The following is a 21,669-nucleotide window of genomic DNA, read 5'->3' as shown; positions in this document are numbered from 1 at the left end:
TCTTAGCGGGGCGTCGTCGCCGGCAAAGCCGCAGGCAGCACGTCGTCCGCCCGGGCGGTCGGCAGGAAGATCGTGAACACCGGGGGCCGCGCCCGCGACAGCTCCAGCCGCCCGCCGTCGGCCTCCACCAACGCCCGGGCCAGCGCCAGACCGAGCCCCGTCGACGACCCGACGGACACCCCGCGGTCGAAGACGTGCGCCACGAGTTCCTCGGGCACACCCGGCCCGGCGTCGCCGACCTCCACCTGCAGGCTGTGCTCGGTCGCCCGCGCGGCCACGGTGACCGTGCCGCCGCCGTGCCGCAGGGCGTTCTCGAGGAGCGCGCCGAGGGCCTCGCGGACACGCGCCGGCGTCACCCGAACGAGCATCCGCTCGGGAACGCGCACCTTGAGGGCGCGACCGGCGCTGCGCAGCCGCGGGTGCCACTCCTCGATGACGACGGCCAGGATCTCGCGCAGATCGGCCGGTTCGGCACCGGCGGCGCGCGCCGCGCGGGCGGCCTGGAGCAGCTCGTCGAGCACACCGGAGAGCCGCTCGGCCTGTTCGAGCGCGGCGCCGGCCTCCCTCGCGACGCCCGGGTCGGGGTGCGTGGTCAGCTCGTCCAGCCGCAGCTGCAGGGCGGTCAGGCGGCTGCGCATCTGGTGCGAGACGTCGCCGACGAGGTCGCGCTCACGCTGGACGAGCTCGGCGAGCGCACCGGCGGAGGTGTCGAGGACGTCGGAGACGCGGTCCAGTTCGGGGATCCCGTGCCGGTGCGGGGTCCGGCGGAAGTCGCCGGCACCGAGCCGGGCGGCGCGGGCCGCCACGTCGCGCAGCGGTTCGGCCAGCCGGCGGGCGGTGACCGTCGCGACGACGGCGCCGGTACCGACGGACAGCACGATGAGCAGCACCACGACCAGGGTGACCTGCACCTGCTCGGTGCGCAGCACCGTCCGCGGCTCGGCCAGGGTGATCGAGGCGCCGGGCCAGACGGGCAGGGTCTCCGCGATCGGGTCCGGCCCGACGTCCGCACCGAGGACCTGGACCGACCGCCCGTCCTCCTCCAGCGTCAGCCGTCCGCCCGACGGGACCGCGAGGGCCAGCGCGTCCTGGTCGACCGCGTCGAACGAGCCCGGCCCGTCGAGGCGGGAGGCCACCTGCTCGAGGCGGTCGAGCAGGTCGGCCCGGCTGAAGTCCTCCATGAGCCGCCACGTGGTGATGGCGAGTGGGACCCCGAGCACCAGTGCGGTGATCGTGACGACGAGGAGGGTGGACTGCAGGATCCGGCGGCGCACGAAAGGGTCGGATCAGTCGTGGTTGAAGCGGAAGCCGACCCCGCGCACCGTGGCGATCCGGCGCTCGCCGCCGATCTTGCGACGCAGCCAGGACATGTGCATGTCGAGCGTCTTGCTCGTCTTGAGGTCGGGGTCGTTCCACACCTCTCGCAGGATCTCCTCGCGGGTGACGACCTGCCCGGCGCGCAGCATGAGCACGCGGAGCAGCTCGAACTCCTTGTTCGCGAGGTTCACCTCGGCGCCGTCGACGAGCACGCGCCGGCCCGACAGCTCCATCCGCACCCCGCCGACGTCGACGGTCTCGGGGGTGAGCCGCCGCAGCAGCGCCCGCACCCGGGCCAGCAGCTCGGCGAGCCGGAACGGCTTGCTGACGTAGTCGTCCGCGCCGGCGTCAAGACCGACGACGAAGTCGACCTCGTCGGTGCGCGCGGTGAGCATGAGGACGGGGAGGTCGGGAAAGTCGGGCCGCAGCCGCCTGCAGACCTCCAGGCCGTCCATCCGGGGCAGGCCCAGATCGAGGACGAGCAGGTCGACATGGCCGACGCGGACGCGCTCGAGCGCGCCCATCCCGTCGCCCTGGACCTCGACGGAGTAGCCCTCGCGCTCGAGAGCCCGGGAGAGCGGCTCGGCGATCGCCGGGTCGTCCTCAGCCAGCAGGACCGTGGTCACGTCCGCGAGCGTATCCCTCCGCCGATGCGGCCGTCGTCGACGCGCGAGTCGGTACGTTCGGGCGAGCGAATGCGCGATGCCGTACGCGCGAGTCGGTACGTTCGGGCGAGCGAATGTGCGGTTCGAGCAGTCCGCTCCGCCCCATTTCGTACATTCGCCCGCCACTTCGTGCCGACTCGCGCGGGAGCGTGGGCCGAGGAATGGGAGGCTGGCGCCGTGGAGCACGCCGCCTCGCCCGCCGACACCTCGCCCGACGCCCCCGCGCCCGACCACGCCGACGACCTCGCGCTCGCACTACAACTCGCCGACGCCGCCGACGCGATCACCCTTGGCCGGTTCCGGGCCGCCGACCTGCGCGTCACCCGCAAGCCGGACCGGACCCCCGTCACCGACGCCGACACCGCCACCGAAGACGCGCTGCGGGCCGTGCTCGGGACGGAGCGGCCGGGCGACGTGGTGCTCGGGGAGGAGCGGGGCGGCGAGCTGTCGGAGAACGGCCGCGGCTGGGTGCTCGACCCCGTCGACGGCACGAAGAACTTCTCCCGCGGCGTGCCGGTGTGGGCCACGCTCATCGGGCTCACCGTGCACGGGCACGCCGTCGTCGGGGTGGCCAGTGCCCCTGCGCTCGGCCGCCGGTGGTGGGGTGCCGCGGGGCTGGGCGCGTGGGCGTCGGACAACGGGGGCCCGCCGCGCCGGATCACGGTCTCCGGTGTCGCCGACCTCGCCGACGCCTACCTGTCGACCACCGACTTCCGCACGTTCTCCGAGCAGGGCGATCTCGAGCGGTGGATCGCCTTGGCCGACGCCTGCTGGGAGACGCGGGCGTTCGGCGATTTCTGGCAGTACTGCCTCGTCGCGGAGGGCGTCGTCGACGTGGCGGTCGACCGGGCGGCGAGCGTCTGGGACCTCGCCGCGCTCGTCCCGATCCTCGAGGAGGCGGGCGGGCGGCTGACCGATCTCGACGGCGTCGCGACCCACGACGGCGGCAACGCGCTGGCCTCCAACGGCCTGGTCCACGACGCGGCCCTGGACGCGCTGCGCGGCAGGTGATCGGCCGTCACGTCGGCCCGTTACGCATCCCGCGGACTGCGCCGACCTCGTCCGCGATCACCGCCCGGACCCGGTCCACACGGGGCACGTCGACGAACTCCAGCTCCTCGCCCGCCCCGGTCCGGACCACCAGGGACCGGGGGCCCGGCAACCGGCCGGTGCGCCGCGTGTGCACCTCGGTGATCCCGTCGATCGGCACCTGGATCCCCTGCCACCCGTGGATTCCTTCGCGGACCAGCAGGCGCCGGGTGGTGACGACGAGATGGGTCGTGCGCCAACGGGCCACCGGCACCACGGTCAGCCCGCCGACCAGCACCACCACCGCCGCACCCACCGCAGGCCAGCCCCACTGCTCCCAGCCGTGGCCGCGGGCGAGCGCGGCGACGTAACCCGCGGCGCCGACGACGAGCAGGAAGGCCAGCACGGGCCCGACCAGCACCCGCCAGTGCGGGCGGGTGTGCACGACCACCCGCTCCCCCTCGACGAGCACGTCGTCCGGGAAGGCCACGGAGCAACGGTAGTGCCGCCCGCGATCAGCGGGGCTCGGCCGGCGTCTCCACCCGGTCGACGGGGCGCAGGTGGACGACGTCGCCGGCTGCGACGGCACGCCGGTGGCCGTCGGCGCCGAGCAGCAGGAGCCGGCCGTCGCCGTCGACGTCTTCCGCCATCCCCGTCACGGTCATCCCGCCGGGCAGCTCCACCCGGACCTCGGCTCCGAGGCTGGCGCAGGCCGCCCGGTAGTCGGCACGCAGGCGGTGCGCATCGGGATCACCGGCGGCCGCCCGCCACGCCGACTCACGCTCGGCGAGGCGGCTGAGCACGGCGACCAGCACCGTGGTCCGGTCGACGACCGCGGTCCCCTCGGCGTCCAGGGACGTCGCGCCCGAAGGCAGCTCGCCCTGCGCGCCGGCGACGTTCAACCCGATCCCGAGCACGACGGCCGTGCCGTCCGGCCCGCTCGTCGCCTCGGCGAGGATCCCGCCCGCCTTCCACTGCTGCTCGCCCAGCAGGAGGTCGTTGGGCCACTTCAGACACACGCGGGCGGGAACCAGGTCGCGGACGGCGTCGCGCACCGCCAGCCCGGCGAGCAGCGGCAGCCACCCGTAGCGGTCGGGCGACACCTCGCCCGGGCGCAGCAGGACGCTGACGGTCACCCCGGTGCCGGGCGGCGACACCCACTCGCGGCCCAGCCGCCCGCGCCCCGCGTCCTGGTAGCCGGCGAGGAGGACCGTGCGGTCCGGCGCGCCGTCGGCGGCAGAGGCGAGCAGCGCGGCGTTGGTCGAGCCGACCCGCTCGACGACGTCCAGGCGGGCCCACGGGCCCGCCGGGCTCACCAGCGCGGCTCGGAGGGCGGCCGCGTCCCACGCCTGCTCCACATGGCGGACGCTACCGCCCACAGGTGGCGGCAGTGGGGCCGGCGGCGCCGGACGGCTCCCGGCGCGCGGCGGACGTGACGCGTGCCGCTCCCGGACCTCTCCGCGCAACCGGGTGGTTAAGGTCCGCACATGAGTGAGCGAACCGTCCCGGAGATGCGATGAGTGCCGCCACCGAGCCCGTCCAGGACGCGGCCGGGCCTGATTCCGGGCCTGATTCCGGGCCCGACCCGCACACCACCGCGGGCAAGCTCGCCGACCTGCACCGCCGCATCGACGAGGCGGTCCACGCCGGCAACGCGGCGGCGGTCGAGCGCCAGCACGCCAAGGGCCGCCAGACCGCCCGCGAGCGGATCGAGGCGCTGCTCGACCCCGGCTCGTTCGTCGAGATCGACGAGCTGGTGCGGCACCGCTCGACCAACTTCGGCATGCAGGACAAGCGCCCCTACGGCGACGGGGTGATCACCGGCACGGGCACCGTCGACGGCCGGCAGGTCGCCGTGTTCAGCCAGGACGCCACGGTCTTCGGCGGCTCGCTCGGCGAGGTGTACGGAGAGAAGATCGTCAAGGTCATGGACCTCGCCCTCAAGACGGGCATCCCCATGATCGGGATCAACGACGGCGGTGGCGCGCGCATCCAGGAGGGCGTCGTCGCGCTCGGCCTCTACGGCGAGATCTTCATGCGCAACGTGCGCAGCTCCGGGGTCATCCCGCAGATCTCCCTGATCATGGGCGCGTGTGCGGGCGGGGCCGTCTACTCCCCCGCGATCACCGACTTCACGGTGATGGTCGACCACACCAGCCACATGTTCATCACCGGCCCGGACGTGATCAAGACGGTCACCGGCGAAGACGTCGACTTCGAGGACCTCGGCGGCGGGCGCGCACACAACACCAAGAGCGGCGTGGCCCACCACCTGGCCGAGGACGAGGCCGACGCGATCTCCTACGTCAAGGAGCTGCTCAGCTTCCTGCCGAGCAACAACCTCTCCGAGCCGCCGTCCTTCCCCGCGCCCGAGCCGACCGCCGGGTCGATCGCCGATTCGCTCACCGACACCGACCTCGAACTCGACACGGTCGTCCCCGACTCGCCGAACACCCCCTACGACATCCACGAGGTGATCACCCGGGTCCTCGACGACGGGGAGTTCCTCGAGGTCCAGTCGCTGTTCGCGCCGAACATCGTGGTCGGGTTCGGGCGGGTCGAGGGCCGCAGCGTGGGCGTCGTCGCCAACCAGCCCACGCAGCTCGCGGGCTGTCTGGACATCGACGCGTCGGAGAAGGCCGCCCGGTTCGTCCGCACCTGCGACGCGTTCAACGTGCCCGTGCTGACCTTCGTCGACGTCCCCGGCTTCCTGCCGGGCACCACCCAGGAGTGGGACGGCATCATCCGCCGCGGCGCCAAGCTCATCTACGCCTACGCCGAGGCGACGGTCCCGAAGGTCACCGTCATCACGCGCAAGGCCTACGGCGGGGCCTACGACGTCATGGGCTCGAAGCACCTCGGCGCCGACATCAACATCGCCTGGCCGACGGCGCAGATCGCCGTCACCGGCTCGGCGGGCGCGGTGAACATCCTCTACCGCAAGGAGCTCAAGGGCCTCACCGGCGACGACCTCGCGGCGAAGCGTGCGGAGCTGCAGCAGCACTACGAAGACACGCTCGCGAACCCCTACATCGCCGCGGACCGCGGCTACGTCGACGGCGTCATCCCGCCCTCGCACACCCGGGGCTACGTGGGCCGGGCGCTGCGGACCCTGGCGACCAAGCGCGAGGCGGCGCCGATGCGCAAGCACGGGAACATCCCCCTATGAGTGAGGACACCGCGAGCGGGGACGTCGCGGGTGACGACGCCGCGACTCCCGAGGAGCGCCGCGCGCTCTTCCGGGTCGTCCGGGGCACGCCGTCGGACGCCGAGCTGGCCGCGCTGACGGTTGTGCTGGCGGCCGCGGCGCTTTCCCCGGAGCCGCCGGTGCCGACCCGCCCGGCGTCGGTCTGGGCCGCTCCGGCGGCGCGGATGCGCCGCCCGCTGCAGCCCGGCCCGGGCGCCTGGCGCACCTCGACGTGGGCTCGCTGAAACGGGCTCCGCGTCGGGAGTGAGTCGGGAGTGAATGGCGAAGAACGGCGGCAGAACATGACGCAAAGAACACGATCCATCACGTTCTGAATTGATAGCGGAGCGATTTCGGCGACAGTCAGTCACCGCACCGGTGCCAAGAGTACAAATGGTGGGGCCCCGACCTCTGTCCTGGGCAAACGGTTACCCTTCCCGCACCCCCGGCTCCCCGAAACAGTCATGCTCCCGGCGACACTGCTGTCCGCCGTTGCGCACGAAGACCGCGCAATGGTCTTCACGGTGGCACCGTGGAGGGAATGGTGCGACACGATGTGGAAGTCACTGATCAACATTCTTCCGCGCGGCAACACCCTCAACGAAGCCGACTGGCAACGCCGTCACCGGCTCCTCCAATGGGTGCTGCTCGTTCACGTACCCGTACTGGCAGCGATCGGGCTCGCGCTCCACAACCCGCTGCTGCCGTTGACGATCGCGCTGACCATCCCGGTGATCTGCGCGGTCGCGGGCCGACTGCTCAGCCACCACCGGCGGCTCGGCTCGGCCGCCGTCTCCGCCGGACTCGTGTGGTGCTCGACCGCCCTCGTGGGCATCACCAACGGGAGCATCGAGTCCCATTTCCACTTCTTCATCATCATCGGCTTCATCGCGCTCTACCAGGACTGGGTGCCGTTCCTGCTGAACGTCCTGTTCACCGTGGTCACCCACGGCGTCGGCTCGATGTGGCTGCGCACGCTGATGTTCAACCACCCCGCCGCCCAGGCGCATCCGTGGCTCTGGTCGCTCATCCACGGTGTCGCGGTGCTGCTCGCCTGCGTCGGCGTGATGCTGTTCTGGCGGGTGACCGAAGACGAGCAGAACCAGAAGGACGACCTGACGCGCAAGCTGGCCGACGCCGAGATCGGCCGTCGGAAGTTCACCTCCGACATGCTCGTGAACCTGGCCCGCCGCAACCAGAGCATGCTCTACCGCCAGCTGGAGATCATCAACCAGCTGGAGGAGTCGGAGCGGAATCCCGACGCACTGGCCGAGCTGTTCCGCCTCGACCACCTCACCACGCGGGTGCGGCGCAACGCCGAGAACCTCCTGGTGCTCTCGGGTGAGAAGCCGCCGCGCGTGTGGAGCCAGCCGGTCGAGCTGCGCGACGTCGTCCGAGCGGCGATCGCCGAGACCGAAGACCTGGACCGCGTCGCGTTCGAGATCCCGGAGGGGCCGCTCGTCGACGGCGCGTCGGTCACCGACCTCACCCACCTGCTGGCCGAGCTGACCGAGAACGCCGTGCGGTTCTCCCCGCCGGACATGGCCGTCACGATCCGCGGCCGCCGCGACCCGCGAGGCGGGCGGGGGCAACTGCTCACCGTCGAGGACTGGGGCGTCGGCATCGACGAGGCCGACCTGGCAGCGGCGAACGCCCTGCTGGCCGACCCGCCCGAGGTGGACCTGGCGGTCTCCAAGCGGCTGGGCTTCCACGTCGTCGCCCGGCTCGCCAAGCGCCACGGGATCCGCGTGGTGCTCTCGCCCACGCCCGGCTCCGGGATCACCGCGTCGATCGCCCTGCCCGGCTCGATGTTCGAGCTGGGACCCGAGCCGGTCGGCGCGCTGGTTCCCGCCGGAGCCACTGCGGCCGCCCGACCGGGCCGGCCGGTGCCCCGTCGTCGGCCCGACCAGCCCGTCCCCGAGCTCCCGGCGGCCCGCACCGGGACCTGGGCGGAGCACACCACCGCCGAGCGGACCGGCCCGGAGCGGACCGGCCCGGAGCGGCCCGACGTCGACCGGGCCGCGTTCGAGCGGGCCGCCTTCGACAGAGCGGCGTTCGACCGCGCCGGCATCAGGCCGGCTGCATCCGGGCGTGACGGCTCCGAGCGCGCAGAGTCGGACACTGCGGCTTTCGAGCGCGCGCCCGTCGACGACGGTGCGGATGTCCGCTCGCTCATCCCCGGCCCCCGGATGCCGTTGCCCGCGGAGACCGAAGGCCTCGCCGCAGGGAAGCCGCCGGAGCGGGGGGCACACTCGTGGACGGGGTGGTGGGCAGGAACCGATCCCCACCGTCCGGGCCCGGCGGGTGCCGACGGCGCGACGGCGACGATCCCGACGCCGGCCGAGTCGGCGGAACCCGCCGACGGCGGCGCCCCGGAGGACGACGCGCCGGCAGCGGCACGCCCGTCCCTGCGCAGGCGGGTGCCGCAGGCCCACCTCGCCCCGGGCCTGCGCATCGTCCCTCCGGGCGCCGAGCCCGTCGATCCCGCTCCCCTGCCGGTGGCCGCCGAGGCACTCTCCCGCTACCAGGCGAGCCGCGCGGCCGCCCGGTCCGCCGTCGACGGGCAGGTGGCGAACGAGGCGGCAGACGAGCGGAGCGCCCGATGAGCGCGCCGTCGAACGCGGGCGCCGGGAGCCGGCTGGACTGGCTGCTCGTCGACTTCGCCCGGGGCACCCCCGGGGTGCTGGCCGCCGTCGTGGTGTCGGTGGACGGACTGCCGCTCGCGGTGTCGGCCGGCGTGAGCGACGCGCTCGCCGACCAGCTCGCCGCAGCGGCCTCGGGGCTGGTCAGCCTGGCGCGCGCCACGACGCACCTGCTGGCGTCCGGCACCCTCACGCAGACCATCCTGGAGATGACCGAGGGCTATCTGTTCGTGACCTCGGTCAGCCGCAGCGCCACCGTGGCGGTGCATGCGAGTCGCCACTGCGACCTCGGCGTCGTCGGCTACGAGATGACCATGCTCGCCGAGCGGGTCGGGCGGGCGCTCGATCCCGGTGTCCGGGTGGGAACGGGGAGCACCACGCGATGACCCCGGACGAGACGGCCGGCGAGGTGGCTGGAGAGGTGGCATCGTCAGAGCCGGGGCGCGTCGTCCCGGTCTACGCCGTCACCGGAGGCCGTACGCGGAGTGCCTCCGCAGAGCTGCCCATGGAGTCGCTCGTCAGCGCCACCCAGTGGACTCCGTGGCCCGGTATGCAGGCGGAGTACCGGTCCATCCTCGAGATGGCCGGGCGACCGGTGTCGCTGGTCGAGATCGGCGCCGCCCTGCAGATCCCCGTCGGGGTCGCCCGGGTGCTGGTCAGCGATCTCGCCGGGGCCGGCTACGTGGCCGTCCACGAGCCCGAACCGACGGGGGACGACGGGCGCCCCCGGGCCGCCGTACTGGAACGCCTGCTGGAGGGTCTACGTGCGCGCTGACCGGAAGACCTACATCCCACTCAAGATCGTGATCGCCGGCGGGTTCGGCGTGGGCAAGACGACGATGGTGCAGGCGTTGTCCGAGATCCCGCCGCTCGTCACCGAGGAGGCGCTGACCACCGCGTCGGTGGGCCTCGACGACGTGAGTGCGGTACCGGGCAAGACCACCACCACGGTGGCCATGGACTTCGGCCGGATCTCGATGGACGACCTGGTCCTGTACCTGTTCGGGACCCCGGGGCAGGACCGCTTCTGGTTCATGTGGGACGAGCTGGCTCGGGGCGCGGTCGGCGCGGTGGTCCTCGTCGACCTGCGGCGTGTGGACGACTGCTTCCCGGCGATCGACTACTTCGAGAGCCGTGCACTCCCGTTCGTCGTCGCCGTGAACAGGTTCCCGGGCGCCGACGCCTTCCCGGACGACGAGGTGCGCGACGCCCTCGCCCTCCGTGCCGACACACCGATCGTCCGGGTGGACGCGCGCAGCTCGACATCCTGCACGACCGCGCTCATCGCGCTGGTCGAGCACGCGCTGGCGCGGTCAGGAGGCGACTCGCGCGCGTCGACCGGGACGTTCGCCACACCCCTGTCCTGACCGGGGCGGCCCTCAGGTCGTGACCGCCGTGCGCGACAGGGCGTGCTCGACGAGCCGGATCAACGTCTCCTGGCTCGAACCGATGTCCCGCGCGTCCATCCACACCACAGGACAGTCGTCCGGCAGGGCCAGCGCCTCGCAGACGGCCTCCGAGTCGTACTCGTCGGATCCCGGGAAGCGGTTGACCGCGACGACGAACGGCAACCGGCGGTTCTCGAAGTAGTCGATCGCCGGGAAGCAGTCGTCGACGCGGCGCAGGTCCACCAGGACCACCGCACCGACCGACCCGCGCGCCAGCTCGTCCCACATGAACCAGAACCGCGCCTGGCCGGGCGTGCCGAACAGGTAGAGGATCAGCGACCCGTCGACGGTGATGCGACCGAAGTCCATCGCGACGGTGGTGGTGGTCTTGTCCGGGACGAGTCCCGGATCGTCGACGCCGACCGAGGCGGTGGTCATCTCCTGCTCGGTCAGCAGCGGCGGGATCTCCGACAGGGAACGGACGAGTGTCGTCTTCCCGACCCCGAACCCGCCGGCGATCAACACCTTGAGCGGGATGAGGTCGGTGGAGTCAGCGTGCACGAAGACCCTCCAGGAGCCTCTCGAGAATTTCGGGGGCAGGACCGCCGCCTGCGGTGGTGGGCACCGGCGGCAGGTGCACGACGAGGTACTTGGCGTTCACCAGGTCGCTGACCAGCACGCGGGCGACCCCGACGGGAACGCCGAGGGAGGCGCCGATCTCCACGATCGAGACCGGGCTGGCGGCGAGCTCGACCGTCGCGCGGTACTCGAGCTGCAGGTCCGTCGCGAAGCTTCCCGCCTCGGTCGCCGTCACCAGTGCCTCGACCGGCATGTCGGGGCCGTCGTTCGCCCGGGTCCGGCCCCCGGTCACCGCGTACACAGGAACGACCCGCCCGCCGCGGGGCTCCACCCAGCCGGCGGCGGACGCCGTGTCGCCCGCCATCCTCAACTTCCGACGTTCGTGCGTGGCGCCGGGCTCAGGGCGTGACCGACGCGGGACGCGAGCATCGTCATCTCGTAGCCGACCAACCCGATGTCGCACCGGCGCTCGGCGTACACCGCGAGCGTCGCCACGCTGTTGACGGAGGAGACGAAGAGGTAGCCACCGGCCATCTCGAGGATCGTCTGGCTCACGGCACCGGCACCGAGCAGGTGCGCCGTGCCGCGCGCCAGGCTGACCAGACCCGAGGCGGCCGCGGCGAGCTGGTCGCCGAGGGCGACCGTGACGCCGGGGGAGGTCGCGAGGCGCAGCCCGTCGCCGGACACCACGATCGCGTTGGCGACACCGGGGGTGTCGCGGACGAACTCGACCAGCAGCCAGTCCAGCTGGCCGGAGCGCACCGTCATTCTCGTTCTCCTTCGAAACCCTGATGGTGGACGTCCGGGTCGCTGACGACCGCCTGCGCCGCGAGCCGGCTGGCCTGGTACCGGGACAGCGCGCTGGCCGCGGCATCCGCGGACAGGGGCGCGGCGGCGGTCTCGGCGGGGCCGGTCACCGGGTGGCGCAGTTCGGGCGCCAGGTGCGACTGGGGGACCCGACGCCGCAGCCCGCGCGATCCGGCGGTCCCGGGGCGGGAGGCGGTCGGAGGGGCGATCTCGTCGTTGCGGGGCTGGGGCAGCGCGGCGATGGGGCCCGGCCCGGGTGACGGCCGGCCGGGGAGCCGCCGGCCGGCAGGTGACCCGGGGGCAGCGTCCAGGGAGCCGGACATCCGGGCGACGGCCGGCCGCGGGACCTCGATCCCTCCCGCGGCCTCGTGCCGGATCTCGGCCGGCTCCCGGCGCGCGAGGGGGATGCCGGTCACGGGCGGCGTGCCCTCCGGCGGTGTCGCCGGGAACGCCCGGGTCTGCTCCGTCGCCGCGGCACCCGGACCGGTGCGCCGCTCGGCCCCGTCGGCGTTGCCGGGGACCGGGGGCACGGCCGGGCGGTCGGCCTCGTCGGCGTCGCGGGTCTCGACGTCGCGCCACTCGGCACCCGGTCCGCCGTTGGTGGCGTGCGCGTTCGTCTTGTGGCCGTTCGTGCCGTGACCGTTCGTCCCGTGCCCGTTGGCGTCATGGCCGTTGGACCCGTGGCCGTTGGATCCGTGGCCGTTGGATCCGTGGCCGTTCGCTCCGTGACCGTTGGTCCCGTTCGATCCGTGGGCGCCGTGGCCGTTCACACCGTGCCCGTTGGTGGCGTGCCCGTTGGCCCCGGATCCGTTGCTCCGGACCTGCCGGCCGGTCGATCCGAACCCCGACGAGGCGTCGGTGCCCGCGTGCGTCTCGGGGTTCCACCAGCCACGCCACCGACCGTCGGGCCCCGCCGGGCCGTCGTCGTGCTCGGAGGCCGTCCGGAACGGCGGCATCCATGGACCGTCCGCCGTCGCCGACCTCCCCGACATGTCGGCCGGGCCCGCCTCGACCTGCGGGCGGGCGAAGCCGTCGTGGGACGCGGCGGTGTTCGGCCGCACGGCGTCGAACGCGGCCCCGCCCGGCAGCGGCGCGACCGGCCCCGGCGGAACGGTCTGGGTGAACAGCGCCGCGGGCAGGACGACGACCGCCGTGATGCCGGACCCGGGGGTCGCGGTCAGTGACACCGCGATCTTGTGCCGGGTCGCGAGGCGTGCGACGACGTGGAACCCCAGGCGTTGTGCGACGGCGAGGTCGATGTCGCCCGGGTGGGCCAGCAGCTGGTTCGCCTCGGCCAGGTCGTCGGGCGGCATCCCGACCCCCCAGTCCTCGACGGTGAGCAGATGCCCGCCCTCGTCGCGCCGGTTGGGCCGCACCCGGATCGTCACCGCGGTCTCGGGCGGGGAGAACCGGACGGCGTTCTCCGTGAGTTCGGCGAGCAGGTGCGTCAGGTCCGCGATGGCGGTGCCGGAGACCGCGATGCGGTCGTCGACGGCGAACACCACACGGTCGAGGTCCTCGGTCTCGGCGATCGCCGCCCGGATGACGTCACGCAATGCGACCGGCTCCGACCAGGTCCGCGGCGTCTGCTGGCCCGCGAGCACCAGCAGGCTCTCGGCGTTGCGCCGCACGCGGGTGGCGAGGTGGTCGAGCTTGAACAGGTCCGCGAGCGCGTCCGGGTCCTGCTCCCTGTTCTCGAGTTCGTTGATGATGTCGAGCTGGCGGTAGAGCATGCTCTGGTTGCGGCGGGCCAGGTTCACGAGCATCTCGGAGGTGAACTGCCGGCGCCCGATCTCCGCGTCCGCAGTGATCAGCTGCCGGCCCAGCGCCTCCTTCTCGACCTGCTCGTCCTCGGTGATCCGCCAGAAGATCACCATTCCGACGCAGGCGAACAGCACGGCGACGCCGTGCACGATCGACCACAACCACGGGTGGGCCTGGGCCGCGGGGTGGTTGAAGATCTGCCCGCCCAGCCAGATCGTGCCGGCCCCGTGGCTGATCGTGGTGAAGGCGACGTTCCACAGGAACGGCACCCAGTCCTGGTAGAGCGCGATGAAGCCGATGATGATGAAGAAGTGGAAATGCGCCTCGATGCTGCCGCTGGTGAGCAGGACGAGTCCGACGGAGCAGAACACCAGGCCGCCGGTGATGAAGAACGAGGCCCATCGGCGGTGGGTGACGAGGTGGCCGAGAACCAGGCAGACCAGTGGGGCGATCACGGCCTCCGTCGCCTGCACGGCGGAATGGCCGAGTGCCAGCCCGAGGGCGACCAGTAGCGGGACGTGCAGCAGCAGCACGCGCTCGAGCAACAGGTGGCGCCGGTGCCAGGCGCGATCGTCGAGCGTGTTGCCGCGCGGCAGGTAGGCCAGGAGCCGGGGCAGTACCGGACGGCCACCGCTCCGCCCGACCGTCGGACTGATCGACACAACGTCCTGCATGAAAACTGCTCCGTTCAGCAGCAGGAGCGGCGGCAGCCGCGAGTGGACGGCGGCGAATGTACATCCGCTCTGCGAGCGGTCGGCGACTCTTCGCAACCGTCGCAACCGGCGCACTCCGTTCGCCGCCCACCGGTAGCCGCTCATCGGACTTTTCGTGCTCGAGACGCGACCCTCCGCCACGCTTCCTCCCGGTGGTACCGACTCCCCCACCACGTTCCGTAGTCGAGCATGTCTTTTCGGCGACGAGAGGCGTCCGCTCACCGTTCGGGCGTTTCCTTCAGCAACTGATCACAAAAATTGATACCTGCTGCTCCGAATGGAGTAGCAATGTCACCATCTGGACAATGCGTGACCAGTCGCATGCGCCGCGTTACAGTTTTGCGCTGCGGCCCGCGTGGTCTTCCTGCATCGGAGGCGTACGTGAAGATCCTCTTGCTCTGCTCCTCCTTCAACGGGCTCACCCAGCGGGTGTGGGTGGAGCTCCGCCGCCGAGGACATGAGGTCACGTGGCGGCAGGCGGTGGACGACGACACGGTGCGCGCCGCCGTCGACGCCCTCGATCCGGAACTGATCATCTGCCCCTTCCTGCGTGAACGCGTCCCTGACGACGTGTGGCAGTCCCGTCCGACCGTGATCGTGCATCCCGGTCCCGTCGGCGACCGCGGACCGTCGTCGCTCGACTGGGCCATCACCGAGGCCGCGCCGCAGTGGGGTGTCACGGCGCTGTCGGCGGTCGCCGACATGGACGCCGGTCCGGTGTGGGCGAGCCGCACCTTCGTGCTCCCTGCGGAGCCGCCACGCAAGAGCGCCCTTTACGCCGGACCGGTCACCGACGCCGCCGTGGACCTGGTCCGCGAGGTCGTCGAGAAGGCTTCGCGGCCCGGGTTCATGCCGGATCCGGTCGACGTGAGACGCGTGCCCGGCCGGCAGCGCCCCGGCATGACCCAGGCGGACCGCCACTTCTCCTGGACCGACCCGACGGCGCACATCCTGCGCCGCATCCGGGCCGCCGACGGCGCTCCGGGCGTCCGTACCGAGCTCGCCGGGATGGCGGTGTCGGTCTTCGACGCACTCGCGGGCACCTCCGCGCTCGACGGCCACGAGGCGGCGCGACCGGGCTCGATCGTGCTGCGCCGCCACGGAGCGGTGCTCGTGCGGACCGGCGACGGCGCGGTCTGGATCGGGCAGGCCCGACCGGTTCCCGGCACGCCGGGCCCCCGCGTGAAGCTGCCGGCCGCGACCCTGCTGGGCGACCGCATCGCGGACGTTCCCGAGGCCCTTGATCCCGTGGCCGACGCGACGGAGCCGCGGGAGATCTCCTACCGGCGGACGGGCGACGTCGGCGTGGTCACCTTCGACTTCTACAACGGGGCGGCATCGACGGGCCAGTGCCACCGGCTCGCCTCCGCGCTGCGCTCGGCCGCGGCCCAGGACACGCGTGTCCTCCTGCTGCAGGGCGGCGCGACCTTCTGCAACGGGATCCACCTGGGCGTCATCGAGGCGAGCGCGAACCCCACGGCCGAGGCCTGGCGGAACATCAACGCGATCGACGACGTCTGCCGGGAGATCATCACCTGCACACGCCAGCTCGTGGTGGCCGCGGTGGGCGGCAACGCGGGCGCCGGCGGGGTGATGCTGGCGCTCGGCGCCGACCAGGTGCTGGTGCGCGAGGGCGTCGTGCTCAACCCGCACTACCGGACCATGGGGCTGTTCGGGTCGGAGTACTGGACCTACGTGCTCCCCCGCAGGGTCGGGCCGCCGCGCGCACGGCGGATCACCGAAGACTGCCTGCCCATGAGCAGTGCGGAGGCCGTGGAGATCGGGCTCGCGGACGCGGCGCTGCCCGGTGACCGGGCGCACTTCGACACCGCCGTCGTCGAGCACGCCCGTGCGCTCGCCGCGCATCCCGAACACGCGCGCTGGCTGGCCACCAAGGCCGCCATCCGCGCAGGCGACGAGCGGCGCCGACCGCTGGAGACCTATCTGGTGCGGGAGCTGGCCGAGATGAGCCACGACATCTTCGACGACCGCAACGGCTTCGCCGCCGCGCGCCACGCGTTCATCACCAAGCAGCGCCCCGGCCGTGCGCAGGCTCCGCGCACCGCGGCGCACGAGCGCCTCTCGGTGCCGATGGTGGCGCGCGTGGGGTGACCGTCCGGGGTCGGGGCGGGGCATCGCGGCGCTGCCCGTAGCGTCTGCCGTCGTGCAGTTCGTGCTCGCGTCCGCCTCCCCCGCCCGGCTGTCGGTCCTGCGTGCTGCCGGGCTCGAGCCCGAGGTCGAGGTCTCGGACGTCGACGAAGACGCCCTGCTCGGCGGCCTGCCCGGAGCCTCGCCGGCCGACGCGGTCGTCGCCCTGGCCGGTGCGAAGGCCACCGCGGTGGCGAGGCGGGTGGCGGCCCGGTTGCCCGACGCCCTCGTCGTCGGTTGCGACTCGATGCTGCACATCGACGGGGCGCTGGTGGGCAAGCCCGGCGACACCACCACCGCCCGCGCGCGGTGGCAGGAGATGGCGGGCCGGACCGGCGAGCTGGTCACCGGCCACGCCGTGCTCCGCCTCGTCGACGGTGAGATCGACCGCGTCGCCGAGGGCCACGCCGTCACCACCGTCCGGTTCGGCCGGCCGGACCCCGACGAGCTGGAGGCCTACCTGGCGACGGGGGAACCGTTGGCGGTGGCGGGCTCCTTCACCCTCGACGGGCTCGGGGGCTGGTTCGTCGAGGGCATCGACGGCGACCCGTCGAACGTGATCGGGATCAGCCTGCCGCTGACCCGGCGGCTGCTTTCGGGCGTGGGGGTCCGGGTCACCGATCTGTGGGCCTGAACCCTGTCGGTCCGGAGGATTAACCTCGACACCATGGCGCTCCCGAACGATCCCGACCCCAAGCTCGCCGCCTACGCGCACCCCGAGCGGCTCGTCACCACCACCTGGCTGGCCGAGCACCTCGGCGACCCGGGGCTCGTCGTCGTCGAGTCGGACGAAGACGTCCTGCTCTACGACGTCGGGCACATCCCGGGCGCGGTGAAGGTCGACTGGCACACCGAGCTGAACGACCCCGTCACCCGCGACTACGTCGACGGCGCCGGCTTCGCGCAGCTCTGCGGCGAGCGCGGGATCACCCGCGACAGCACGATCGTCTTCTACGGCGACCGCAACAACTGGTGGGCCACCTACGCGCTGTGGGTCTTCAGCCTGTTCGGGCATCCGGACGTGCGGATCCTGGACGGCGGGCGGGCCAAGTGGGTGGCCGAGGGCCGGGAGATGACGACCGAGGCGCCCAAGCCCGAGCAGGCCGACTACCCCGTGGTCGACCGCGACGACGCGACGATCCGGGCCTTCAAGGACGACGTCCTCGCGCATCTCGGCGGGCCGCTGGTCGACGTGCGCTCGCCCGGCGAGTACTCGGGCGAGCTGCTGCACATGCCGGACTACCCGCAGGAGGGCGCGGTCCGCGGAGGGCACATCCCCGGCGCGGCGAACGTCCCGTGGGCCCGTGCGGCCGCCGACGACGCCACCTTCAAGACGCGGCCGGAGCTGGAGGCGATCTACCAGCAGGAGCAGGGGCTCGCGCCGTCGGACGACGTGGTCGCCTACTGCCGCATCGGCGAGCGCTCCAGCCACACGTGGTTCGTGCTCACGCACCTGCTCGGGTTCGGCCGGGTGCGCAACTATGACGGCAGCTGGACGGAGTGGGGCAACGCCGTGCGCGTGCCGATCGTCCAGGGCACGGAGCGGGGATCGGCGTGACCTCTTCTGTGTCTCTGCCACCACAGCTCGCCGAGCTCGTCGACGAGTTCGCCGAGGTGGGGCCGCGGGATCGGCTGCAGCTGCTGCTGGAGCTGTCGCAGGAGCTGCCTGCGCTGCCCGAGCGCTACGCCGACGCCGCGGATTCGATGGAGCAGGTGCCGGAGTGCCAGTCGCCGCTGTTCCTGGCGGTGGAGGTCGAGCCCGAGGCCGACCGGCGCGTGCACCTGTTCTTCTCGGCTCCGCCCGAGGCGCCCACCACCCGTGGGTTCGCTTCGATCCTGCGCACGGGGTTGGACGGCGAGCCCGCGGCGGACGTCCTGGCGGTGCCGGACGACTTCTACGTCGCGCTCGGGCTCGCGCAGGCCGTCAGCCCGCTGCGCCTGCGGGGCATGGCGGCGATGCTCGCGCGGATCAAGAACAAGGTCCGCACCGCCACCGCCGCCTGACGGGTACCCTGCCCGGCGGCCAGGGTCATCCCTGCCGCCCGGGCCGGGCCCGCCCTGATGTGCCGGCCGGCCTCGCCGCGCCACCCTGGCTCCCGTCCTCGACGACCGAGGGGCGGGAGGTTTCGATGACCACTTGGCTGCGACGGCATCCCGTCCTCGGCGGCTTCATCCTGATGTTCGCGTGCACCTGGCCGATCGACCTGTGGGCGGCGGCCGACTCGCACGGCTGGACCGCCCTGCACATCCCACCGGTCCTGCAGCTTCTCGTCGGCTACGGGTTCGTGGTGGCCGCTCTCATCGCCACGGGCATCGTCGACGGTCGGGGCGGCATCCGCACCCTGCTGCGCAGGTTCCTCATCTGGCGGGTCGGGCTGCGGTGGTACGTCGTGGTCCTGCTGGGCTTTGCGGTCGTCGACCTCACGGCGATCGCCCTGTACATCGTCCTCGGCGGCGCCGTGCCGGACTTCGCCCACCCGTTCGCCGTCCAGATCATGCCTCCCGGAACGAACCTCTGGGCGGCCGCGCCGCTGTTCCTCCTGTTCGGCGCGTTCACGAACGCCGAGGAGATCGGGTGGCGGGGATACGCGCTACCGCGGCTGCAGCCCGCCACGGCGCGCTGGGCGCCAGCATCGTCATCGGCGTCGTCTGGGCCTTCTGGCACATCCCCAAGTTCCTGACGGCCGGGAGCGCACAGGATTACTCCTTCTGGCTGTACCTCGTCGACACCATTGCCAAGGCCGTGCTCTTCACCTGGGTGTTCAACAGCACGGCGGGGAGCCTGCTGATGGTGACGCTCCTCCACGCGTCGCTGAACACGTCGACCGTCTTCCTGCCGATCCTGCCCGCCGCGACCGGCGACGTCGGTCCTGTCGTGATCGCCATCGTGCTGCACTGCGCAGCCGCGGTCGCCGTCGTGCTGGCGACCGGCCCGGCCCGGTTGACCCGCACGAGCAGCCGGGCGGACCAACCTCAAGACTCGGTGAAGAACGTTCCCCGGCCACCCGCCCCTGGCCAGACTGGCTGACGTCCGGGCCGGACGACCGAGGAGGTGCTCGATGATCCCGACAGGCGACACCTGGGGCATCAGCGGTCCGACCTTCCTGCTGGCCTACCTCGTGCTGGCGGTCGCGGTCGGCGTGGCCGTCCTCCGCGCCCGGCGGGCGCTCGCCGACGTGTCCGCCGAGCGGCCGGCGAGCCGGATGGAGGAGCTCCCCTACGACGTGGCGTACCTCAACGGCGGCGCCCAGCTCGCGGTCACTGCGGCACTGAGCGCGATGTACCGGGCCGGGACGATCAGCACGGCGGGACGGGGAGTCGTCGTCGCGGGACAGCGGCCGGAGTCGCGGTCGGACGAGCTGGAACGGGCGATCCACCACGCCGCGGGGACGGGGCCGGTGTCGCGGCACGCCCTTGCGACGGTCGGCGGAGTCGCATCCGCGCTGCACCGCGTCGAGCAGCGGCTGATCGCCGCCGGGCTGCTCCTCGCCGCGGAGCGCCGGCAGCGGATCCGCCTGGCGGGCGGATGGGTCCTCGTCGTGGCCGTGTTCGGCGTCGTCCGGATCATGGCCGGCTTCGCGAACAACCGTCCGGTGGGATTTCTGACCGTCCTGGTCGTGCTGGTCGCGGCGCTCGGGGTGCTGTTCGTGTGCAGGGCTCCGTGTCGGACGCGGGCGGGCGACGCGGCGTTGAGCCGGCTGGCGACCGAGTACCACTCGCTGTCGCCGTCGATGCGGCCCGACTGGGCGCACTACGGCCCGGCGGGTGCTGCGCTCGCCGTGGGGGTCTTCGGTGTCGGCGCCCTGTGGACTGCGGATCCGGCGTTCGCCGCCGAGCTGGCCGCCCAGCGGGCGTCCGGGTCGTTCGGGTCCACCTCCAGCGGCGACTCGAGCGGCGGCGGTACGAGCTCGGGCAGCAGTTGCGGTGGTGGTGGAGGCGGCTGCGGCGGTGGCTGCGGTGGTTGACACCGACGAACGCCCACCGCGCGGCGCCGGAAACGAGGGGTCGCCGCGCGGCGGGACGCAGGGGGGTCCGCTGCACGGTGGCGGCATGGGGATCGGCTGGCGGCCGGCGATCGCCGGCACCGTCGCCGGCCTTCCTGGACTGCGGTTCTGCGAGGTCATCGCGGAGTCGCTGGGGGGTGGGGGCCGCGCTCCCGTAGCTCTGCCTCGAGGGGTGGCGGAGCTACGGGAGCGCGGAGTGGCGGTGGTCCCGCACGGGGTGCGGCTCTCCCTGGGGGGTGCGGAGCCGCTCGACCCCGTGCGGGTCACCCGGCTCGCCGCCTGCGCCGCGGCGCTCGACGCGCCGCTGGTGAGCGAGCACGTCGCCTTCGTGCGCGCCGGTGGCCGGGAGGCCGGGCACCTGCTGCCGCTGCCCCGCAGCCGGGCGGCGCTGGACGTCCTGACCAACCACGTGCGCAGCGTGCAGGCCGAGCTGGACGTCCCGCTCGCGCTGGAGCCGATCGCGGCGTTGTTCGACTGGCCGGACGACGAGTACACCGAGGGCGAGTTCCTCACCGCTCTGCTAGAGCGCACCGGCGCGATGCTGTTGCTCGACGTCGCCAACGTGTACGCGAACGCGCTCAACCGCGGCACGGACCCCGAGGCGCTGTTCGATGCGATCCCGCTGGAGCGGGTGGCGTACGTGCACGTCGCGGGCGGTGCCGAGCACCCCGCCGACCCGGGCGTCTACCACGACACGCACACCGATCCCGTCCCGCCGGCCGTCCTCACGCTGTTGGAACGCCTGTGCGAACGGCTCGACGTCGCACCCGCGGTGATGCTCGAACGCGACGGCCACTACCCGCCCGCCGCGGCGCTGCACGACGAGCTGGACGCGATCGCGTCGGCGGCCACCCTCCCCCGAGCCACCGCCCTCCCCCGGGCCATCGCCCCGTGACCGCCGAGCCCCGGTCCTCCACCCCCGCGAGTCTTGCGCCTGAGTACACGAGTCTTGCGTCTGTGCACGCCACCTCGACCGGCGCCGCTGCCGACCTCGCCGTTCGCCAGGCCGAGCTGGTCGCCGCCCTCGTCGCGAGCGGTCCCGTGCCGTCCGGCTTCGATCCCGGCCAGCTCGCCGTGGTCCGCCGCGCGCTCCTGCGCAAGAGGGCGGGGGAAGCGGCGGCGGTGTGGCCGCTGCTGGCCGCGTCGCTCGGTAGGGCCTGGCCCGACGCCTTCGCCGCCTCTGTCGCCGGCCGCACGCCTCTGGGCGCCCTGCGCGACGGCTGGGACCTGGCACGGGAGCTGAGCCGGCGCGGAGAACTGGGCGACGCCGCTGCCGTCGAGCTTGCCGAGCGCGAGGTGTCCCTCCGACATCGCGACGGCCGACCGCGACGCCTGCCCGCGATCCGCCGGCGCCCGGATGGCGCAGTCGTCCAGATCGGCGGCCGGGTACACCACCTCGCACGTCGTTGACGTTGCCCATCCCACA

General features: G+C 73.0%; 24 protein-coding genes. 16 read left to right on the top strand and 8 right to left on the bottom strand.

All coding sequences use genetic code 11. The features are described from left to right. Positions 1–2: 2 nt before the first annotated feature. Both RM445_RS04585 and RM445_RS04580 read right to left on the bottom strand, forming a co-directional pair. Positions 3–1,274, bottom strand: a complete 1,272-nt coding sequence (locus RM445_RS04585; protein ID WP_311554728.1) for a sensor histidine kinase — start codon at positions 1,272–1,274, stop codon at positions 3–5. A 12-nt stretch (positions 1,275–1,286) separates the two neighbouring features. Further along, positions 1,287–1,943 carry a response regulator transcription factor gene (locus tag RM445_RS04580; protein WP_311554727.1) on the bottom strand — a complete coding sequence of 219 codons (657 nt, stop codon included), beginning with the start codon at positions 1,941–1,943 and terminating at the stop codon, positions 1,287–1,289. 216 nt (positions 1,944–2,159) lie between these two features. On the opposite strand from RM445_RS04580, the gene hisN reads away from it, so the two are divergent. After that, positions 2,160–2,993, top strand: coding sequence for a histidinol-phosphatase (hisN, locus tag RM445_RS04575; RefSeq protein WP_311554726.1), 834 nt, complete (start codon positions 2,160–2,162; stop codon positions 2,991–2,993). A gap of 7 nt (positions 2,994–3,000) precedes the next feature. Here the strand turns inward: hisN and RM445_RS04570 are convergent, their stop codons facing one another. After that, positions 3,001–3,501: a PH domain-containing protein gene (locus RM445_RS04570; RefSeq protein WP_311554725.1), complete on the bottom strand. Its 501-nt coding sequence runs from the start codon at positions 3,499–3,501 to the stop codon at positions 3,001–3,003. A gap of 25 nt (positions 3,502–3,526) precedes the next feature. Beyond that, on the bottom strand, positions 3,527–4,369 hold the full coding sequence (locus RM445_RS04565) for a biotin--[acetyl-CoA-carboxylase] ligase (protein WP_311554723.1): 843 nt from the start codon (positions 4,367–4,369) through the stop codon (positions 3,527–3,529). A gap of 158 nt (positions 4,370–4,527) precedes the next feature. Between RM445_RS04565 and RM445_RS04560 the strand changes: the two genes are divergently transcribed. The 6 genes from RM445_RS04560 (at position 4,528) to RM445_RS04535 (ending at position 10,207) form a co-directional block, all read left to right on the top strand. After that, positions 4,528–6,180: an acyl-CoA carboxylase subunit beta gene (locus RM445_RS04560; protein WP_311554722.1), complete on the top strand. Its 1,653-nt coding sequence runs from the start codon at positions 4,528–4,530 to the stop codon at positions 6,178–6,180. Further along, on the top strand, positions 6,177–6,443 hold the full coding sequence (locus tag RM445_RS04555) for an acyl-CoA carboxylase subunit epsilon (protein ID WP_311554721.1): 267 nt from the start codon (positions 6,177–6,179) through the stop codon (positions 6,441–6,443). Before RM445_RS04560 ends, RM445_RS04555 begins: the two co-directional genes overlap by 4 nt. Positions 6,444–6,752: 309 nt before the next feature. Next, the gene (locus RM445_RS04550) at positions 6,753–8,804 is read left to right on the top strand and encodes an ATP-binding protein (protein WP_311554720.1); all 2,052 of its coding nucleotides are present in this window, start codon (positions 6,753–6,755) and stop codon (positions 8,802–8,804) included. Next, a complete protein-coding gene (locus RM445_RS04545) occupies positions 8,801–9,226 on the top strand; it encodes a roadblock/LC7 domain-containing protein (RefSeq protein ID WP_311554719.1) in 426 nt (141 codons plus the stop codon). Before RM445_RS04550 ends, RM445_RS04545 begins: the two co-directional genes overlap by 4 nt. Beyond that, positions 9,223–9,615: a DUF742 domain-containing protein gene (locus RM445_RS04540; protein ID WP_311554718.1), complete on the top strand. Its 393-nt coding sequence runs from the start codon at positions 9,223–9,225 to the stop codon at positions 9,613–9,615. The genes RM445_RS04545 and RM445_RS04540 overlap by 4 nt, the downstream gene beginning before the upstream one ends. Next, the gene (locus RM445_RS04535) at positions 9,605–10,207 is read left to right on the top strand and encodes a GTP-binding protein (RefSeq protein WP_311554717.1); all 603 of its coding nucleotides are present in this window, start codon (positions 9,605–9,607) and stop codon (positions 10,205–10,207) included. Before RM445_RS04540 ends, RM445_RS04535 begins: the two co-directional genes overlap by 11 nt. A 12-nt stretch (positions 10,208–10,219) precedes the next feature. Here RM445_RS04535 and RM445_RS04530 read toward each other — a convergent pair whose 3' ends face one another. The 4 genes from RM445_RS04530 to RM445_RS04515 are packed head-to-tail and all read right to left on the bottom strand — an operon-like array spanning position 10,220 to position 14,052. Beyond that, positions 10,220–10,789 (bottom strand): GTP-binding protein, encoded by a 570-nt coding sequence (locus tag RM445_RS04530; protein WP_311554716.1) that lies wholly within the window; start codon positions 10,787–10,789, stop codon positions 10,220–10,222. Further along, positions 10,779–11,171 (bottom strand): DUF742 domain-containing protein, encoded by a 393-nt coding sequence (locus tag RM445_RS04525; RefSeq protein ID WP_311554715.1) that lies wholly within the window; start codon positions 11,169–11,171, stop codon positions 10,779–10,781. Before RM445_RS04525 ends, RM445_RS04530 begins: the two co-directional genes overlap by 11 nt. Before the next feature lie 2 nt (positions 11,172–11,173). Next, a complete protein-coding gene (locus RM445_RS04520; RefSeq protein ID WP_311554714.1) occupies positions 11,174–11,575 on the bottom strand; it encodes a roadblock/LC7 domain-containing protein in 402 nt (133 codons plus the stop codon). Beyond that, positions 11,572–14,052, bottom strand: a complete 2,481-nt coding sequence (locus RM445_RS04515; RefSeq protein WP_311554713.1) for a sensor histidine kinase — start codon at positions 14,050–14,052, stop codon at positions 11,572–11,574. The genes RM445_RS04520 and RM445_RS04515 overlap by 4 nt, the downstream gene beginning before the upstream one ends. Positions 14,053–14,472: 420 nt before the next feature. Between RM445_RS04515 and RM445_RS04510 the strand changes: the two genes are divergently transcribed. The 9 genes from RM445_RS04510 to RM445_RS04470 all read left to right on the top strand — a co-directional run bounded on the left by RM445_RS04510 (position 14,473) and on the right by RM445_RS04470 (position 21,653). Continuing rightward, a complete protein-coding gene (locus RM445_RS04510) occupies positions 14,473–16,203 on the top strand; it encodes an enoyl-CoA hydratase-related protein (protein WP_311554712.1) in 1,731 nt (576 codons plus the stop codon). 52 nt (positions 16,204–16,255) lie between these two features. Beyond that, positions 16,256–16,873 (top strand): Maf family protein, encoded by a 618-nt coding sequence (locus RM445_RS04505; protein WP_311554711.1) that lies wholly within the window; start codon positions 16,256–16,258, stop codon positions 16,871–16,873. Between the two features lie 33 nt (positions 16,874–16,906). After that, positions 16,907–17,797: a sulfurtransferase gene (locus tag RM445_RS04500; protein ID WP_311554710.1), complete on the top strand. Its 891-nt coding sequence runs from the start codon at positions 16,907–16,909 to the stop codon at positions 17,795–17,797. Next, positions 17,794–18,243, top strand: a complete 450-nt coding sequence (locus RM445_RS04495) for a SufE family protein (RefSeq protein ID WP_311554709.1) — start codon at positions 17,794–17,796, stop codon at positions 18,241–18,243. The genes RM445_RS04500 and RM445_RS04495 overlap by 4 nt, the downstream gene beginning before the upstream one ends. Positions 18,244–18,368: 125 nt before the next feature. Then, a complete protein-coding gene (locus RM445_RS04490) occupies positions 18,369–18,920 on the top strand; it encodes a hypothetical protein (RefSeq protein ID WP_311554708.1) in 552 nt (183 codons plus the stop codon). Next, entirely contained in the window at positions 18,815–19,267 is a 453-nt protein-coding gene (locus tag RM445_RS04485; protein WP_311554707.1) for a CPBP family intramembrane glutamic endopeptidase, read from the top strand. Before RM445_RS04490 ends, RM445_RS04485 begins: the two co-directional genes overlap by 106 nt. A 31-nt stretch (positions 19,268–19,298) precedes the next feature. Further along, positions 19,299–20,204 (top strand): TIGR04222 domain-containing membrane protein, encoded by a 906-nt coding sequence (locus RM445_RS04480; RefSeq protein ID WP_311554706.1) that lies wholly within the window; start codon positions 19,299–19,301, stop codon positions 20,202–20,204. 85 nt (positions 20,205–20,289) lie between these two features. Continuing rightward, positions 20,290–21,138: a DUF692 domain-containing protein gene (locus tag RM445_RS04475; RefSeq protein ID WP_311554918.1), complete on the top strand. Its 849-nt coding sequence runs from the start codon at positions 20,290–20,292 to the stop codon at positions 21,136–21,138. A gap of 62 nt (positions 21,139–21,200) precedes the next feature. Beyond that, the gene (locus RM445_RS04470; protein ID WP_311554705.1) at positions 21,201–21,653 is read left to right on the top strand and encodes a hypothetical protein; all 453 of its coding nucleotides are present in this window, start codon (positions 21,201–21,203) and stop codon (positions 21,651–21,653) included. Positions 21,654–21,669 lie beyond the last annotated feature (16 nt).

This window comes from Pseudonocardia charpentierae (genome assembly GCF_031845345.1).
Lineage (GTDB): Bacteria > Actinomycetota > Actinomycetes > Mycobacteriales > Pseudonocardiaceae > Pseudonocardia > Pseudonocardia charpentierae.
The sequence above is the reverse complement of the archived record's forward strand: the minus strand, read 5'-3'. Positions and strand labels throughout refer to the sequence as shown.

What these genes read in the sequence shown, in the direction of transcription:
- RM445_RS04540 (WP_311554718.1), top strand. Translation starts at nt 9,223, where the DNA reads ATGACCCCGGACGAGACGGCCGGCGAGGTGGCTGGAGAGGTGGCATCG.
- RM445_RS04545 (WP_311554719.1), top strand. Translation starts at nt 8,801, where the DNA reads ATGAGCGCGCCGTCGAACGCGGGCGCCGGGAGCCGGCTGGACTGGCTG.
- RM445_RS04490 (WP_311554708.1), top strand. Translation starts at nt 18,369, where the DNA reads ATGACCACTTGGCTGCGACGGCATCCCGTCCTCGGCGGCTTCATCCTG.
- RM445_RS04525 (WP_311554715.1), bottom strand. Translation starts at nt 11,171, where the DNA reads ATGGCGGGCGACACGGCGTCCGCCGCCGGCTGGGTGGAGCCCCGCGGC.
- RM445_RS04480 (WP_311554706.1), top strand. Translation starts at nt 19,299, where the DNA reads ATGATCCCGACAGGCGACACCTGGGGCATCAGCGGTCCGACCTTCCTG.
- RM445_RS04560 (WP_311554722.1), top strand. Translation starts at nt 4,528, where the DNA reads ATGAGTGCCGCCACCGAGCCCGTCCAGGACGCGGCCGGGCCTGATTCC.
- RM445_RS04475 (WP_311554918.1), top strand. Translation starts at nt 20,290, where the DNA reads ATGGGGATCGGCTGGCGGCCGGCGATCGCCGGCACCGTCGCCGGCCTT.
- RM445_RS04515 (WP_311554713.1), bottom strand. Translation starts at nt 14,052, where the DNA reads ATGCAGGACGTTGTGTCGATCAGTCCGACGGTCGGGCGGAGCGGTGGC.
- RM445_RS04555 (WP_311554721.1), top strand. Translation starts at nt 6,177, where the DNA reads ATGAGTGAGGACACCGCGAGCGGGGACGTCGCGGGTGACGACGCCGCG.
- RM445_RS04520 (WP_311554714.1), bottom strand. Translation starts at nt 11,575, where the DNA reads ATGACGGTGCGCTCCGGCCAGCTGGACTGGCTGCTGGTCGAGTTCGTC.
- RM445_RS04500 (WP_311554710.1), top strand. Translation starts at nt 16,907, where the DNA reads ATGGCGCTCCCGAACGATCCCGACCCCAAGCTCGCCGCCTACGCGCAC.
- RM445_RS04550 (WP_311554720.1), top strand. Translation starts at nt 6,753, where the DNA reads ATGTGGAAGTCACTGATCAACATTCTTCCGCGCGGCAACACCCTCAAC.